The organism is Streptomyces sp. NBC_01508, assembly GCF_045040315.1.
Lineage (GTDB): Bacteria > Actinomycetota > Actinomycetes > Streptomycetales > Streptomycetaceae > Streptomyces.
Genome location: NZ_CP109419.1, coordinates 2,011,673 through 2,028,575, shown reverse-complemented (window position 1 = coordinate 2,028,575; position 16,903 = coordinate 2,011,673). Strand labels below are relative to the sequence as shown.

11 protein-coding genes are annotated in these 16,903 nt (G+C 70.7%); 10 read left to right on the top strand and 1 reads right to left on the bottom strand.

Features of this window, described 5'->3' with window-relative positions:
- Positions 1-281 precede the first annotated feature (281 nt).
- The 4 genes from OG700_RS09080 to OG700_RS09065 all read left to right on the top strand — a co-directional run bounded on the left by OG700_RS09080 (position 282) and on the right by OG700_RS09065 (position 8,520).
- Positions 282-2,723, top strand: a complete 2,442-nt coding sequence (locus tag OG700_RS09080) for an ATP/GTP-binding protein (protein WP_405611606.1) — start codon at positions 282-284, stop codon at positions 2,721-2,723.
- A 211-nt stretch (positions 2,724-2,934) separates the two neighbouring features.
- The gene (locus OG700_RS09075; RefSeq protein WP_405611603.1) at positions 2,935-4,521 is read left to right on the top strand and encodes a PucR family transcriptional regulator; all 1,587 of its coding nucleotides are present in this window, start codon (positions 2,935-2,937) and stop codon (positions 4,519-4,521) included.
- Positions 4,522-4,872: 351 nt separating this feature from the next.
- On the top strand, positions 4,873-6,318 hold the full coding sequence (locus tag OG700_RS09070; protein ID WP_405621536.1) for an aldehyde dehydrogenase family protein: 1,446 nt from the start codon (positions 4,873-4,875) through the stop codon (positions 6,316-6,318).
- A 240-nt stretch (positions 6,319-6,558) separates the two neighbouring features.
- Positions 6,559-8,520 (top strand): acyl-CoA dehydrogenase family protein, encoded by a 1,962-nt coding sequence (locus tag OG700_RS09065; protein ID WP_405611600.1) that lies wholly within the window; start codon positions 6,559-6,561, stop codon positions 8,518-8,520.
- Between the two features lie 142 nt (positions 8,521-8,662).
- Here OG700_RS09065 and OG700_RS09060 read toward each other — a convergent pair whose 3' ends face one another.
- The gene (locus tag OG700_RS09060) at positions 8,663-9,859 is read right to left on the bottom strand and encodes a glycoside hydrolase family 64 protein (RefSeq protein ID WP_405611597.1); all 1,197 of its coding nucleotides are present in this window, start codon (positions 9,857-9,859) and stop codon (positions 8,663-8,665) included.
- Between the two features lie 417 nt (positions 9,860-10,276).
- Between OG700_RS09060 and OG700_RS09055 the strand changes: the two genes are divergently transcribed.
- From OG700_RS09055 to OG700_RS09030, 6 genes are all read left to right on the top strand, one after another.
- Positions 10,277-11,122 carry a hypothetical protein gene (locus OG700_RS09055; RefSeq protein WP_405611594.1) on the top strand — a complete coding sequence of 282 codons (846 nt, stop codon included), beginning with the start codon at positions 10,277-10,279 and terminating at the stop codon, positions 11,120-11,122.
- Between the two features lie 155 nt (positions 11,123-11,277).
- Positions 11,278-12,540 carry a 1-deoxy-D-xylulose-5-phosphate reductoisomerase gene (dxr, locus tag OG700_RS09050; RefSeq protein WP_405611591.1) on the top strand — a complete coding sequence of 421 codons (1,263 nt, stop codon included), beginning with the start codon at positions 11,278-11,280 and terminating at the stop codon, positions 12,538-12,540.
- Positions 12,537-13,838 carry a M50 family metallopeptidase gene (locus tag OG700_RS09045; protein ID WP_405611588.1) on the top strand — a complete coding sequence of 434 codons (1,302 nt, stop codon included), beginning with the start codon at positions 12,537-12,539 and terminating at the stop codon, positions 13,836-13,838. Before dxr ends, OG700_RS09045 begins: the two co-directional genes overlap by 4 nt.
- Before the next feature lie 223 nt (positions 13,839-14,061).
- Positions 14,062-15,216: a flavodoxin-dependent (E)-4-hydroxy-3-methylbut-2-enyl-diphosphate synthase gene (gene ispG / locus OG700_RS09040; RefSeq protein WP_405611585.1), complete on the top strand. Its 1,155-nt coding sequence runs from the start codon at positions 14,062-14,064 to the stop codon at positions 15,214-15,216.
- A 190-nt stretch (positions 15,217-15,406) separates the two neighbouring features.
- The gene (locus tag OG700_RS09035; protein WP_405611582.1) at positions 15,407-16,252 is read left to right on the top strand and encodes a GNAT family N-acetyltransferase; all 846 of its coding nucleotides are present in this window, start codon (positions 15,407-15,409) and stop codon (positions 16,250-16,252) included.
- A gap of 15 nt (positions 16,253-16,267) precedes the next feature.
- Positions 16,268-16,843, top strand: coding sequence for a GNAT family N-acetyltransferase (locus OG700_RS09030; protein WP_405611579.1), 576 nt, complete (start codon positions 16,268-16,270; stop codon positions 16,841-16,843).
- Positions 16,844-16,903: the final 60 nt, after the last annotated feature.

Genomic DNA, 16,903 nt, shown 5'->3' with positions numbered 1-16,903 from the left:
AGGGGCTCCTGGGGGTGGTTCCGGACGCTACGTGTCTCGCGTTCTCGCATCTGCCTTCACTTCGCAGGCTAGGGGCGGAGGAGGGCGGCGGGCATGCGCCGTTCGGGAGTGTCGGGGGCGTGTCGTTGTCCGCCGCGGACATAGGACGTGGCGCACCGCTTCACACAGGCCGACAGGCGCGCGACCAACACTCCGTACGGCCGGAACGGTGAACTCCCCGTGCGCGGGCACTAGATTGAGGCTGTACAGAGCGGACCTGGCTGGTCAGGGGACAGGGGTTCATGAACACCGACGGCACGCACGACTCACGCGGCACACGCGCCAATCCCGTGCCCCGTCCGGCAGGGCCACCACCCCAGCCGCCCACGCCGCCGCCGTCGGCCCCACCGCCCTCCGCCCCGTCGGCCCCACCGCCCTCCGCACCGTCGGATTCGCCGCTCGTCCCCCCGGGGACCGCCGCCCCGTCGGGGCACTCCGCCCCAGCTGTATTCCCGCCCCTGCCACCCTCGCCGACCCACGCGCCTGCCCCGGGCATCGGCGCGTCCGTGGCCGACTGGCTGCGGATCCCCCGGCCCCAGGCCGAACCGGGCATCTGGCGCCTCGGCCACCGCCCGCGCCCACCGGAGGCGCCCGAGCAGGTGCCGGCCCGCCAGCTGTTCAGCGGTGCCCTCGTCGCCTACCTCTGCGGCTGGCTCGTCTGGTCACTGCTCTGGAACGGCTATCTGGGCGGGTGGTGGATCTTCGGCGACAAGTGGTGGCTCCTGCCGACCCAGTGGCTGACCCCCGAGAGCTGGCGGTCGAGGTACAGCCCCCACGTCGAGCTGTACGTCGCGGTGAGCTACCTGTACTACGCCCTCGTCATCAGCCTGCTCGCCGTCGGCTTCGGCCGGATCGGCAACTGGAACGAGGTCTGGGGGCGTTACGGGATGCCCCTGTGGCCGCTCTTCGTACTACTGCCGGGATTCTGGCGCGCGATGCCGCGCACCGTCGACTGGCTCACCGCGGTGTCGAACGTCTACTACGTGCTGCTCGTCGCCTCCGTGATCGCGGTCGTCGGGCGCGTCGGCACCTGGCCTCCCGTACGGCGCCGCCTCGGGATGGCCACCTCGGACGAGGTGCCCCCGCCCCCCGCCGAGGCCGACCCCGCCGACTGGCCCGAACTCCACGCCGCCGGACTCACCGAAGCCGCCGCCAAGCTCGCCGACGCCATACGACGCGGCACTCTCAGCGATGTCGACTACGCGCGGATCCGCCGCGCCTGGCAGGGCGTCCGTACCCGGCCGGAACGGTTGCCCGCCTTCACCGACACCGTCCGCGCCCACGGGGCGGGCGCCTGCGCCCACCCTTCGGGTGTACGTGACCTGCCGCTGCGAACGGCCAGCCACGATCTCGCCACCGGGCAGGTCAGGATCGGCACCGCCGCCGACCACCCGCGCAATCCCTACGCGCGGCGCACCACCGGCGTCGCCCTGGAGCCGGGGCTGCTCGGCACGTCGCTGCTCGCCGTCGGCCCCGCGGGCTCCGGCAAGACCGTCAGACTGGTCCGCCCCGTCGTCGAGTCGCTCTGTCTCCAGGCGCTCGCCAACCGCGCCGCCGTCGTCGCCGTCACCGCCTACGGGGCGGCACTGGCCCCCGACGACTCCTTCGACCTCGTGATCGCTGTCGGCCGCCCCGGTGCCACGCACGACCTCGACCTCTACGGAAGCGCCGACGACCCCGACGAGGCCGCCAGGACGCTGTCGGAGGCCCTCGTAGGGGATCTGGCGGCGGGTCTCCCCGGCGGCGACAGCCGCAGGGCAGCCACCGCGCTCGCCCAGCTCATCGGCCCGTACCGCAGCGTCCACGGGCGCTTCCCCGCCGTCCCGGAACTGCGAGAACTGATCGGCGGTGCACCCACGGCCGTCCAGACGCTGCGGACCGCGCTGGAGACGTCCGACGCCCCCGGCGCCGCCGCCCAACTGCGCGAACTCGACGCGCGGGAGCGGCAGTCGACGCGCGGCGACGACATCGGCGTGCTCCTGGCCGAACGGCTCGCCTTCCTCGACCGACCCGCCTTCGCGGACTTCTTCCGTACGGACGGCGGCGGCCGGGCCTTCTCGCTGCGGGCCGTCGAGCATCCACTGAGGGTCCGGATCGACCTGCCCGAACGGGGCCACGCCGAGGCGTCACGGATCATCGCCCGGCTCCTCCTCGCCCAGTTCACGGACGCCGCGCTCGCCCGCGCGGACCGCTCGCTCTTCGCCTGCCTCGTCCTGGACGACGCGACGTACACCGTGACGGGCGACTCCGTGCGCTCCATCCAGCGGCTGCGCTCGGCGAACGCCGGAGTGGTCCTCGCGCTGCGTACCCTGGAAGACGTCCCCGACCCGCTGCGCGGACCGCTCCTCGGGGCCGTGGGCTGCCGCATGGCGTTCTCCGGGCTCGGCCCGTGGGACGGCGGGCGCTTCGCGGAGAGCTGGGGCACCGAGTGGGTCCAGACCCGTGACGTCACCAACCGGCAGATCATCTCCGACGAGCCGCTCACGAAGGCGCTGCACTTCATGCGACGGCTGGTGACCGGCAAGGCGGCCACCGCCGAGGCGGTCACGGTGCGGGAGGTCGAGCGGGAACGCTGGTCGGCCTCCGAACTGGCCCACTCCGTTCCGGCGGGCCACGCCGTGCTGTCGCTGACCACGGTGGGCGGGGAGCACGCGCCGCCCATGCTGGTGGACCTCCGTACCTGAGCGCACACGACGCCCCATGTCCTGAGGCCTTTGTACAGAGGCGACGTCGGCGGCGGGCGACGGCCCCAGTGGGCGAGGTGCCGCGTACCGCCGCCCTCACCCGAGTCCGTACCCCTGTTCTCGTACACCCTGGCAGAATTGGGGTAAGCCGTTTCTACGGGACGGCGAAAAACGTCCGCTCGCCCTCTTCATGAAGGTCCTACGGTCCGCCATGCCCCCCACCCTCGCCTCGCTCATCCAGCATTCGGCGCTCAAACTCACCGTGCGCGCGGGGGAGGACCGGCTCGATACGCCGGTGCGCTGGGCCCATGTCAGCGAACTCGAAGACCCGGTGCCGTACATGGACGGGGGCGAACTGCTGCTCGTCACCGCCGTCACGCTGCACGCCGAGGACCCCGAGGCCATGCGCCGCTACGTGCGGCGGCTCGTCGGCGCGGGCGTCGTCGGGCTCGGTTTCGCCGTCGGCGTCAACTACGAGGACATCCCGGACGCCCTCGTCGACGCCGCACGCGCCGAGGGGCTGCCGCTGCTCGCCGTGCCGCGCCGTACCCCCTTCCTGGCCATCAGCAAGGCCGTCTCGGCGGCCATTGCGGCGGATCAGTACCGGGCGGTCACGGCGGGCTTCGAGGCCCAGCGGGAACTCACCCGCGCGGCGCTCTCCGAAGGCCCCGCCGTGCTGCTGGCCCGGCTCGCCGCGCACGTCGACGGCTGGGCCGCGCTCTACGACGCCACCGGCGCCGTGATCGCCGCCGCGCCCGACTGGGCCGCACGCCGCGCCGCCCGTCTCACGCCCGAGGTGGAGCGGCTGCGGGAACGTCCCGCGCCCGCCAGCGTCGTGGTCGGCGATCCGGACGACCGGGTCGAACTCCAGTCGCTGGGCAGCGGTCGGCGGGTACGGGGCGCCCTCGCCGTCGGTACGGGGGCGTCGTTGGGCACGGCGGAGCGGTACGCCGTGCATTCGGCCGTAGCCTTGCTGACGCTGACCACGGAGCGGTCACGCGCGCTCCAGGAGGCCGAGCAACGGCTCGGCTCCGCGGTGCTGCGGATGCTGCTCTCAGGACAGCCCGACCACGCGCGGGCGGTCGCGGGAGACCTGTACGGAGGGCTGCTGGACGCCCCGTTCCGGCTGCTCGTCGCGGAGCCGGCCGACGCGACGCCGGACTCCCGCGATCCCGCCGCCGACCATCCGCTCCAGTCGCTGACCGACTCGCTGGAGGCGTCGGCGGCGCACGCAGGCGAGGCGGTGCTCGCCGTGCCCGACGGTGGGGAACGGCTCGTCGTGCTCGCGGCGGACGCGGGCGCGGTCGTGGCCGCCTGTGAGACGTACAAGGAGCAGGAGGCGGACGACGCCGGCGTCGTCATCGGTCTCTCCGCCCCGACGGGGCCAATCGCGACCGCAGGCGCGTACAAACAGGCCGAGCAGTCCCTGTCCGTCGCGCGCCGACGGGACCGCGCACTGGTGGAGCACGAGGAACTGGCGGCCGGCTCGCTCCTGCCCCTCCTCGCCGACGACGCCGTGCGGGCCTTCGCCGACGGCATGTTGCGCGCGCTGTACGAACATGACGCCAAGGGGCGCGGGGACCTGGTGGAGTCCCTCCGGGCCTGGCTCTCGCGCCACGGTCAGTGGGACGCCGCGGCGTCCGATCTGGGCGTCCACCGGCATACACTGCGCTACCGCATGCGCCGCGTAGAGGAGATCCTGGGCCGCACGCTGGACGACCCGGACGTCCGGATGGAGCTCTGGCTGGCACTGAAGACCACCTCGGCCACGCCGCTCCCAAGACCGGACAGGACCTAGCGGCCTACTCGGACAGGGCTCTCCGGACCCGCCCGGCGATCGAGGACGAGGCGCCGTCCCCGAGCCGCACACCCCGGCCGGCGCTGGCGGTCACAGCACCGGCCGGGCCTCAACTGCCGCGACGTGTTCGGCACTTGAGGCGAACGGCTCTGGGAGCCGAGGCGTGGGCGGCCGAAGCCGTTCGGTGGGTCGGTGAAGAGGTGCGCCGACGGCGTATACGACAAAGCGTCACGACCTGCCCCACCCACCACTCCACCTCGGACAAATCCGGTTCCCGGCCCGCGCCCCTACGGTGGGGGAGACAACTCCACCACTTCGGAAGGGCCGGGACTCGCAATGCCGAACGAAACTGTGGCAGCCACCCATGCCTTCTGGCTCGCCGGACGCCAGGCCACCGGTGAGGAGACCTTCGACGTCACGTCCCCGTGGGACGGCCGGCTCGTCGGCAGGGTCGCCGTCCCGACAGACGCCCAGGTCGAGGAGGCCGTCGCCGCCGCGTACGCCGTGCGCGACGAGTTCGCCGCGACGCCCGCGCACGTCAGGGCCGCCGCGCTGGACCACGTCTCACGGCGTCTCGTCGAGCGCACCGAGGAGATCGCCCGCCTGATCTCGGCGGAGAACGGCAAGCCCATGAAGTGGGCACGCGGCGAGGTGGGCCGCGCCGTCTCGGTCTTCCGGTTCGCGGCCGAGGAGTCCCGCCGGTTCAATGGCGGCGAGGCGCAGCGACTCGACACCGACGCCGGCGGCACTGGCCGCCTCGCGCTGACCCGCCGCTTCCCGCGCGGCGTCGTGCTCGGCATCGCGCCGTTCAACTTCCCGCTCAATCTCTGTGCCCACAAGATCGCCCCGGCCATCGCAGTCGGCGCCCCGATCATCCTCAAGCCCGCCCCGGCGACGCCGCTGTCCGGCCTGATCATCGGCGAACTGCTCGCCGAGACCGAGCTGCCGGCAGGTGCCTGGTCGGTGCTGCCCGTCGCCAACGACCGGATGCCCGCTCTCGTACAGGACGAGCGGCTGCCGGTGATCTCCTTCACCGGCTCCGACAAGGTCGGCTTCGCCATCATGGACTCGGTGCCGCGCAAGCACTGCACGCTCGAACTCGGCGGCAACGGTGCGGCAGTTGTCCTCGCCGACTACGCGAGTGAGAAGGACCTCGACTGGGCGGCGACCCGGATCGGCACCTTCTCCAACTACCAGGGCGGTCAGTCCTGCATCTCGGTCCAGCGCGTCGTCGCGGACGCGTCCCTGTACGAGCGCCTGGTACCCAGGATCGTCGCCGCCGTCGAGGCGCAGGTCACCGGAGACCCGTCCGACGATGCGACGGACGTGGGCCCCCTCGTCAGCGAGGACGCCGCCAAGCGCGTCGAGGCCTGGGTGGACGAGGCCGTACGGGCGGGCGCCCGGCTCCTGGCCGGCGGGAAGCGCGACGGTGCGTCGTACGCGCCCACCGTCCTCGCCGACGTCCCGCCGGACGTCACCATCTCCTGCGAGGAGGTCTTCGGCCCCGTCCTCACCCTCAGCCGGGTCGACGGCGAGGCTGCGGCGTTCGAGGCCGTGAACGACTCCAAGTATGGCCTCCAGGCGGGGGTGTTCACCCATGACGTGCAGGCCGCGTTCCGCGCCCACCGGGCGCTTGAGGTCGGCGGCGTGATTGTGGGTGACGTGCCGTCCTACCGCGCCGACCAGATGCCGTACGGCGGCGTCAAGCAGTCCGGCGTCGGCCGTGAGGGCGTGAGGTACGCGATGGACGACTACACGTACGAGCGCGTGATGGTCTTCACCGGCCTCGCCCTCTGACGCAGCGGACGAATCACGAGGAAGGCCGGGACCGCCGCGCGGCGGTCCCGGCCTTCCTCGTGTACGCGTACGGCCCCGTCCCCCGGCCCCGACGGTGCGCGTCAGGACTGGCTACGCCCCCCGTATTCGGGTAGATACGGACGAGTAGTACCGGCCGGTACCTTTCCCACCAGGGCGACAGGACGACGCCTTGGCCGGTCGGGCCCATCGACCCGACGTTCGCGGCGAGGTGAGTTCCCGATGTCCGCTCCATCCGATTCATTCGACACGGCCCAGGTCCCGGAGCCCAAGGTCTCCGAGCGGGAAGCGCGACGGGTGGCCGAGGCCGCCCGTGAGCAGGGCTGGCGCAAGCCGAGCTTCGCCAAGGAACTGTTCCTCGGCCGTTTCAGGCTCGATCTCATCCACCCCCACCCCGCACCCCCGGCGGAGGACGTACGGCGCGGAGAGGCCTTCCTGGCCACGCTGCGCGAGTTCTGCGAGACGCAGATCGACGGTGCCCGGATCGAGCGCGAGGCGCGGATCCCCGACGAGGTCGTCAACGGCCTCAAGGAACTCGGCGCCTTCGGCATGAAGATCGACAGGAAGTACGGCGGCCTCGGTCTCACCCAGGTGTACTACAACAAGGCGCTCGCCCTGGTCGGCATGGCGAACGCGTCGATCGGCGCGCTGCTCTCCGCGCATCAGTCGATCGGCGTACCGCAGCCGCTCAAAATGTTCGGTACGCAGGAGCAGAAGGACACGTTCCTGCCGCGCCTCGCCCGTACCGACATCTCCGCCTTCCTGCTGACCGAGCCCGATGTCGGCTCCGACCCCGCGCGGCTCGCCACCACGGCGGTGCGCGACGGTGACGACTACGTCCTGGACGGCGTCAAGCTGTGGACGACCAACGGCGTCGTCGCCGACCTCCTCGTGGTGATGGCCCGGGTACCGAAGTCGGAAGGGCACAAGGGCGGCATCACCGCCTTCGTCGTCGAGGCGGACTCGCCGGGCATCACGGTGGAGAACCGCAACGCTTTCATGGGTCTGCGCGGCCTGGAGAACGGGGTCACCCGCTTTCACCAGGTCCGGGTTCCGGCGGCGAACCGTATCGGCCCCGAGGGCGCCGGCCTCAAGATCGCCCTCACCACGCTCAACACCGGCCGTCTGTCGCTGCCCGCGATGTGCGTCGGCGCCGGAAAGTGGTGTCTCAAGATCGCCCGCGAGTGGACGGCGGCGCGCGAGCAATGGGGTAAGCCCGTCGCCCACCACGAGGCGGTGGGGGAGAAGATCTCGTTCATCGCGGCGACGACGTTCGCGCTGGAGGCCGTGGTCGACCTGTCGTCCCAGATGGCCGACGAGGACCGCAACGACATCCGTATCGAGGCGGCGTTGGCCAAGCTGTACGGCTCCGAGATGGGCTGGCTCATGGCGGACGAACTGGTCCAGATCCGCGGCGGACGGGGCTTTGAGACGGCGGATTCGCTGGCGGCCCGCGGCGAGCGCGCCGTCCCCGCCGAGCAGGTCCTGCGCGACATGCGGATCAACCGGATCTTCGAGGGCTCCACGGAGATCATGCATCTGCTGATCGCCCGCGAGGCGGTCGACGCGCACCTGGCGGTGGCCGGCGACATCATCGACCCCGACAAGACGCTTTCCGACAAGGCCAAGGCCGGGGCGCAGGCGGGCGTCTTCTACGCCCGCTGGCTGCCGAAGCTGGTCGCGGGCGCCGGCCAACTGCCCGGTTCCTACGCGGAATTCCACCCCAAGGGGCATCTGGATCTCTCCGCGCACCTGCGCTACGTGGAGCGGACGTCGCGCAAGCTCGCCCGCTCGACCTTCTACGCCATGTCGCGCTGGCAGGGCGGGATGGAGACCAAGCAGGGCTTCCTCGGCCGCATCGTGGACATCGGCGCCGAACTGTTCGCGATGAGCGCGGCGTGCGTACGGGCCGAGATGCTGCGCGCCGGGGGAGAGCACGGCCGCGAGGCGTACCAGCTCGCCGACGTCTTTTGCCGGCAGTCCCGGATCCGTGTCGAGGAACTGTTCACGCGGCTGTGGTCCAACACGGACGACGTCGACCGCAAGGTCGTGAACGGGGTGCTGTCCGGCACCTACACCTGGCTGGAGGAGGGCATCATCGACCCGAGCGGCGACGGCCCCTGGATCGCCGACGCCACGCCGGGCCCCTCCGAACGGGACAACGTCCACCGGCCGATCCGCTGATCGGCCGCGAGCCGAGTGCTTCCTTCGGCCCCGACGGGGCGGAAGAACCACCGGACCGCGTCCTCTGTACGAAGGGACCACCGGGCCGCGTCCTCCTCACGGAAGACGCGGCCCGAGGTTCGACGGCGCGCGGGGCGCGGGGTCAGCTGAACGGGTCGAGCGTGAGGAACGCCTGCCGCGGGTCGCCGTCGTGCACCAGCGACTCGTGGGCCCCGACGTCGTCGAAGGCGAACGCGTACGCCTTGCCGTCGGCCATCTGCGCGTGGATCTTCCGGGCGTAGTGGTTGGTCACGGCGTCCTTGTAGAAGTCCGCCGAGCCGGCGTCGGGCTGGTTGGGGTTGGTCAGGAGCGTGGAGCGGTTGAACCCCGCGCACAGGGTGCGTGAAATCGGGCCCCGTACTTGGTCGTTGGGGGCGTCGAGCAGCTTGTAGCAGCCGAAGATGCTGTCGGCGTCGGGCTTCTGGAACGAAGTGACCACCGCGCCCGAGGTGTTGGTGAAGTTCATGACGTTGCCGGAGACCCTGCCGACGTACTTGACCGCCGGCTGGTTCGCGAACGGGGTCACCGTAAGTGGGGAGTTGGCGTACTTCGCCCACACCCGGTCGATGTAGTCGTTCATGACACCTGCCGGCAGGGCGCCGGACGCGATGCCGTGACCGGGCGCCAGAGCCCGCAGGACGGTGCCGTCCGGCCTGGTCTGGATCAGACCGGCCCAGCCGCCCGGCTGGCCCCTGAGCGAGTCGAAGAAGCCGTTGTAACCCCCCGGCTTGAGATGGCCCGTGGTCCTGGTGGAGCCGTCGGGGACCTTGACGCCCACCGCGTACGGCGCCGAGAACATGTCGACCTGGGTGCTGTTGATCCACAGACCGGAGTCGTTGAGCGTGTACTCCGACCAGTTGAAGAGGATGTTCGTGTTCGGGTCGCTCGGATTCTGCACGGCGGGCTGCACGAGGCCGCCGGTGGTCAACCTGAAGACGAGCTTCTGGCCGTACGAGAAGTAGACCCGCCCGGAGAACTTCGGCAGCTGGATCGTCAGACTTTGGCCCGGGGCCGGTCCCGCGATCGACGCGTCGGGCGCCGGGGTCGGCGGATTGCCGCCGGCGGGCCAGGCGTGGAAGGTGCCGTTGGAGTCGGCCCAGCCCTGGCGGCCGGACGACAGCTCCGTACCGAGGTTGTAGATGTAGACCGGTTCGCCTCGGCCGGAGTTGTTCGTGATGGTGAACGGAATGGTGTTGGGGACCGCGGCCTCGGCCGGGGCCATGGTGCCGAAGGCCGTGAATCCGGTGGCGAACACCACCGCGGCGGCCAGGGAAGCCAGCAGCTTGCGTATCGCAGGCACTCGCTCTTCCTCCTCGTCAGGTAGATCCCAGTGGGGACAGTGGGGGGCGGAATCTGACGTACGGACGCCGCCGGTGAGGCGGGCGTGCCCGAAGGACCGCGGAGCCGGAGCCGGAGCCGGGACCGGAAGCCGGGAGCGGGGGAACCGGAGGGAAGGAACCGGAGGGGAGCGGGCCTTCAGGTACGGACCTTACTGAGAGCGCTCTCAGAATTGCGCCGCTCGTGAGGTGTGTCAATGCGGATGCCTCAACTCGCCGAAGATGTCTTGACCCGGCCGCGCCGCCCCGCTCGGCCCGCGTGTGACCCGGGCCGCCCGCATGCAGCACAATCGAGCCTCGACGTGACCAGACGGGCCGCGAGCCGCGCGATCGACCGAGGACGCGATCGCGGGTGCGGTCAACCGACGACAGGGGCAGGCATGTTCGGGGCGGGGAACGAGGGACGGTCCGGCGGCCGAGGCGCACGGCTGCGCCGCGCGGCGGCGCTCGCGCTCGTCGGTGCGGTACTGACCGGTGTGGCCGCCTGCGGCGGCGACGAGAAGGGCGACGGCGACAAGGGCGGCCAGGAGGCGGGGACGGACGGCAAGGCCCCGGCGTCCACCCCCGCCGGAGAGGCGGGCGACTCAGGCGACTCGACCGGCTCCGGCGAGTCCGGTGGTTCCGGCGGCGCCGGGGCACTCGGCCAACGCGATCTCACGGCCCTCGCCTTCGCCGACGGCGAGAAGATCGGCAAGTACACGGCGGGCGAGTTCACCCTCGGAGCGCCGCTCGGCGAGGACTACACCGCCGACCCCGCCACCTGCCAGCCGCTCGTCAGCCTCGCCAAGGGCGCCACCGCCTTCGGCCCGGCGTCCGAGGTCCACCGCAACGTCGACGTCGCGGAGGAGATGGTGGGCACGACCGTCGCCGTACAGCTCCGCTCCTACAACGGTGACGGCGCGGCCGGTGTCATGAAGGCCCTCGGCGCGGCCGGCAAGGCATGCGCGGGTGGCTTCGTCGAGAACAGAGCCGTCGCCAAGGGGCAGTACCTGAAGGTCGAGCCGGTCAAGGCCCCCGACCACGGCGACGAGGCCCAGGCGTACCGCTTCACGATCCTCGACGTGAAGGGCACGCTGAAGCTGTACGAGTACCTCACCGTCGTACGCTCCGGCACCACCACCCTCTCGTTCCGGGCCGACATCACGGACACCAAGGACATCGGCAAGGTGCCGGGCGAGGTCATCACGGCGCAGTGGAAGAAGTTCGAGGCGGGCTCGACGGACTGAGAGCGACGGACTGAGAGAGGGTCCGGGGCGATCCCCTGCCACCGCCCCGGCGTATGCCCCGGTGCCCGTCCCGAAGGGCGACCGAAGGACCGTCCCACACACCGTTTTCCCGCCGCGCTGTCCGCGCGGCGGCCGGATGCGGCAAGAATGGGGCCATGAGCGACAGTCCAGCCCCCCTCGCCGACCCCCATATCGCCTTCGACGTGTCCGAAGGCCGCCGGGACCTCGTCGTCCTCGGCTCCACCGGGTCCATCGGCACCCAGGCGATCGACCTGGTCCTGCGCAACCCCGACCGCTTCCGTGTCACCGCGCTGTCCGCCGCAGGCGGGCGGGTCGGACTCCTCGCCGAACAGGCGCGACAGCTCCGGGTCCGCACCGTCGCGGTCGCCCGCGAGGACGCCGTGCCCGCACTGCGCGAGGCGCTCGGCGGGGAGTACGGCTCCGAGCCGCTCCCCGAGATCCTCGCGGGGCCGGACGCCGCCACCGACATCGCGACGTCCGAGTGCCACACGGTGCTCAACGGCATCACCGGATCCATCGGTCTCGCGCCGACCCTCGCCGCCCTCGAAGCCGGCCGTACGCTCGCCCTCGCCAACAAGGAGTCGCTGATCGTCGGCGGCCCGCTGGTCAAGGCGCTCGCCAAGCCGGGTCAGATCATCCCGGTCGACTCCGAGCACGCGGCGCTCTTCCAGGCCCTCGCGGCGGGCACCCGCGCCGATGTGCGCAAGCTGGTCGTCACGGCCTCCGGTGGCCCCTTCCGCGGCCGTACGCGGGCCGATCTGGCCCACGTCACCCCGGACGCCGCCCTCGCCCATCCCACGTGGGCGATGGGCCCCGTGATCACGATCAACTCCGCGACCCTCGTCAACAAGGGTCTGGAGGTCATCGAGGCGCATCTGCTGTACGACATCCCCTTCGAGCGCATCGAGGTCGTCGTCCACCCCCAGTCGTACGTCCACTCCATGGTGGAGTTCACCGACGGATCGACGCTCGCGCAGGCCACGCCGCCCGACATGGGCGGTCCGATCGCCGTCGGCATCGGCTGGCCGGTGCGGGTGCCGGACGCCGCGCCCGCCTTCGACTGGTCCACGGCGTCGACGTGGGAGTTCTTCCCGCTCGACAACGAGGCCTTCCCGTCGGTGGGACTCGCTCGGCACGTCGGGTCGCTGGGCGGCACGGCGCCGGCGGTGTTCAATGCCGCCAACGAGGAGTGCGTCGACGCGTTCCTGGCGGGGCGGCTGCCGTTCAACGGCATCATGGATACCGTCACCGAAGTCGTCGCCGAGCACGGACAGCCCGCCAAGGGAACCTCGCTCACCGTGGCCGACGTCCTCGAAGCGGAGACCTGGGCGCGCGCCCGGGCCCGCGAAACGGCAGAGAAATTCGGCGAAGAACAGCCAGCGGAGGCTCGCGCATGACGATCCTGTTGACAGTCCTCGGCATTGTGATCTTCGCTGTGGGGCTGCTCTTCTCCATCGCGTTGCACGAGCTGGGCCACCTGTCGACGGCCAAGCTCTTCGGTATCCGTGTGCCGCAGTACATGGTCGGTTTCGGCCCCACCATCTGGTCGCGCAAGAAGGGCGAAACCGAGTACGGGCTCAAGGCGATCCCACTCGGCGGCTACATCCGCATGATCGGGATGTTCCCGCCGGGCCCCGACGGGCGGATCGAGGCGCGGTCCACCTCGCCCTGGCGCAGCATGATCGAGGACGCCCGTTCGGCGGCCTTCGAGGAGCTGAAGGAGGGCGACGAGACCCGGCTCTTCTACACGCGTAAGCCGTGGAAGCGCTTGATCGTGATGTTCGCGGGACCGTTCATGAACCTGGTCCTCGCCGTCGTGATCTTCATGGGTGTCGCGATGAGCTTCGGCTTCCAGACCCAGACCACCGCGGTGGCCGGCGTCCAGAAGTGCGTCATCTCCCAGGACGTGGCGCGGGAGAAGTGCGCCGCGGGCGATCCGGTGTCGCCGGCCCGCGCCGCCGGTCTCAAGGAGGGCGACAAGATCGTCGCCTTCAACGGACAGCGGGTCGAGGAATGGTCCGTACTGTCCAACCTCATCCGCGAGACGATCGGCCCCGCCACCATCACGGTGGAGCGTGACGGCAAGGAGCAGGTCCTCCAGGCGACACTCGCGAAGAACATGGTGGCGCAGAAGAACTCCGACGGGGAGGTCGTCCCCGACAAGTTCGTGCCCGCCGGGTATCTGGGCTTCGCCGCGGCGACCGAGATCGTCCCGCTCTCCTTCGGTGATTCCGTGGACCGCATGGGCGACATGATCGTCACGGGTGTCGAGTCGATCATCGCGCTGCCCTCCAAGATCCCCGATCTGTGGAACGCCGCGTTCTCCGACGGCGACCGCAAGGACGACTCGCCGGTGGGTGTCGTCGGCGCCGCGCGGATCGGTGGCGAGGTGATGACGCTGGACATCCCGGCGCAGAACCAGATGGCGATGATGCTGTTCCTGCTGGCCGGATTCAATCTCTCGCTGTTCCTCTTCAACATGCTGCCGCTGCTGCCGCTCGACGGCGGGCACATGGCCGGGGCGCTGTGGGAGTCGGTACGAAGGCGACTCGCCAGCCTCTTCAAGAGGCCGGACCCGGGGCCGTTCGACGTGGCGAGGCTCATGCCGGTCGCCTACGTCGTGGCCGGGGTCTTCATCTGCTTCACGTTGTTGGTGCTGATCGCCGACGTGGTGAATCCGGTCAAGATCTCGTAGCTGTCCGGGGCGAGGCGCCCGCCACGTTCCACAGGATGTGGAACAGGTCGTGCCGCCGAAGCGTCCGCAGGTTTACGGCCGGGTGTCTCCATACGCCCGGCCGTAAGCCTTTGGGGGGTCTGCGGGCAGCGATGTGCTCGTTCGGCGGGCCGGTGGCGTAATCTCGAAGGCCGGAGCCCGCCGAACTCGGGACCACGATCCACACCTTGGGGTTGCACAGCAGATGACCGCCATCGCACTGGGAATGCCGGATGTTCCGACGAAGCTGGCCGATCGGAGGGTGAGTCGACGGATTCAGGTCGGTTCGGTGGCGGTTGGTGGGGATGCGCCGGTGTCGGTGCAGTCGATGACGACGACGCGGACGTCGGACATCGGGGCGACGTTGCAGCAGATCGCGGAGCTGACGGCGTCGGGGTGTCAGATTGTGCGGGTGGCGTGTCCGACGCAGGATGACGCGGACGCGCTGGCGACGATCGCGCGGAAGTCGCAGATCCCGGTGATCGCGGATATTCATTTCCAGCCGAAGTATGTGTTCGCGGCGATCGACGCGGGGTGTGCGGCGGTGCGGGTGAATCCGGGGAACATCAAGCAGTTCGACGACAAGGTGAGGGAGATCGCGAAGGCGGCGTCGGCGGCGGGGACGCCGATTCGTATCGGTGTGAACGCGGGGTCTCTGGACGCGCGGTTGTTGCGCAGGTACGGCAGGGCGACTCCGGAGGCGCTGGTGGAGTCGGCGTTGTGGGAGGCGTCGTTGTTCGAGGAGCACGGGTTTGGGGACATCAAGATCTCGGTGAAGCACAACGATCCGGTGGTGATGGTCAATGCCTACCGGCAGTTGGCCGCGCGGAGTGATTATCCGCTGCATCTGGGGGTGACGGAGGCGGGTCCGGCGTTCCAGGGGACGATCAAGTCGGCGGTGGCGTTCGGTGCGCTGCTGAGTGAGGGGATCGGGGACACGATCCGGGTGTCACTGTCGGCGCCGCCGGCGGAGGAGGTCAAGGTCGGGATTCAGATTCTGGAGTCGCTGAATCTCAGGCAGCGGCGGCTGGAGATTGTGTCGTGTCCGTCGTGTGGGCGGGCGCAGGTGGATGTGTACAAGCTGGCGGATGAGGTGACCGCGGGGCTGGAGGGGATGGAGGTGCCGTTGCGGGTGGCGGTGATGGGGTGTGTCGTCAACGGTCCGGGTGAGGCGCGTGAGGCGGATCTGGGTGTGGCGTCGGGCAACGGCAAGGGTCAGATCTTCGTGAAGGGCGAGGTCATCAAGACCGTTCCCGAGTCCAAGATCGTCGAGACCCTCATCGAAGAGGCGATGAAGATCGCCGAACAGATGGAACGCGACGGCATCCCCTCCGGCGAGCCCGAGGTCTCCATCAGCTGAGGATCGGCCCGAGGCTCCTCGGAGCCGTTCGCCGGCCCCGTCCTCCGTTCCGTCGGCGCTCTGTCGCCGTACGGCCCCGCACCCCACGCCTCAGCGCGTCCGGGGAGCGGGGCCTTTCGCTGCGCGCGGCACCCCACGGAAGTGGCGGGTACAGTGCGGAGAATCAGCAGTCGTACGGTGAGGCCCTCTCGTGTTGACGCAGACCACCACTCGGGTCCTCGACCCAGGCGAACTCGGCGCCGCGCTCGCCATCCTTGAGAGTGAGCCCGTCGCCAACGCGTTCGTGGCTTCCCGCGTCCAGGCCGCGGGACTCGACCCCTGGCGTCTCGGCGGCGAGATGTGGGGCTGGTACGCGGACGGGCGGCTGCGCTCCCTCTGCTACTCCGGCGCCAACCTGGTGCCGATCTGCGCTTCTCCCGAGGCCGTACGGGCCTTCGCGGACCGCGCCCGCCGGACGGGGCGCCGCTGCTCGTCCATCGTCGGCCCCGCCGAGCCCACGGCCCACCTCTGGCGGCTGCTGGAGCCCAACTGGGGCCCCGCCCGAGAGGTCCGCTCGAACCAGCCGCTCATGGTCACCGAGCAGGTGCCCGACACGGTGCGGCCCGACCCCCTTGTGCGCCGCATCCGTAAGGAGGAGCTGGAGACGATCATGCCGGCGTGCGTGGCGATGTTCACCGAGGAGGTCGGTGTCTCGCCGCTGGCCGGCGACGGTGGGCTGCTCTACCAGGCGCGGGTGGCCGAACTTGTCGGCGCCGGCCGGTCGTTCGCCCGTATCGACGACGGCAAGGTGATCTTCAAGGCGGAGATCGGCGCGGCCACGACCCACGCCTGCCAGATCCAGGGCGTCTGGGTCACTCCCGAATTCCGCGGCCGGGGCCTCTCCGAGAGCGGCATGGCGGCCGTCGTACGGTACGCGCTCGCCGACGTCGCCCCCGTCGCCAGCCTGTACGTGAACGACTACAACACCGCGGCCAGGGCCTCCTACCGGCGGGTCGGCTTCCGCGAGGTGGGCGCGTTCATGAGCGTCCTCTTCTGAAAGTAGGGTTCGGCCATGCCGAGCGTGCCGAACTCCCCAGGGAGCGACTCCCAGATCCCCGACGTGCGCGTGCGGCCGATCGATCTCGCCGCGCGTGTGGACGAGGCGCTGGCCGTACAGGCGCTCGCCTTCGGGCTGGGTGAGGCCGAGATCGGCGTACGCCGCCAGATCGTGCTGCGGCATCTCCTCGCGCCCGGTGCCCGCGCGTACGGGGCGCTCACGCCGGAGGGCCGACTGGCCGGGTTCGTCTACGGCATGCCGAACGACCGCTCCCACTGGTGGTCCACGGTCGTCGAGCCCTACCTGCGCGCCGACGGCCACGACGACTGGCTCGACGACTCCTTCGTCATCACCGAACTGCACGTCCACCCGGCGTTCCAGGGCCGCGGCATCGGGCGCACCCTGATCACCACCATCACGGACATCGCCCGGCAGCCCCGCTCGATCCTCTCCGCGATCGACACCGAGAGCCCCGCCCGTGGCCTCTACCGCACCCTCGGCTACCAGGACCTGGCGCGCCAGGTGCTCTTCCCCAGCGCCGCCAAGCCGTACGCCGTGATGGGCGCCCCGCTCCCGCTGCGGCGGCGCTGAGGGCCGTACGGCGCGCGACTACTGATTTCCGCCTGCCCGTGTGCCCCGGATAACCTCCTG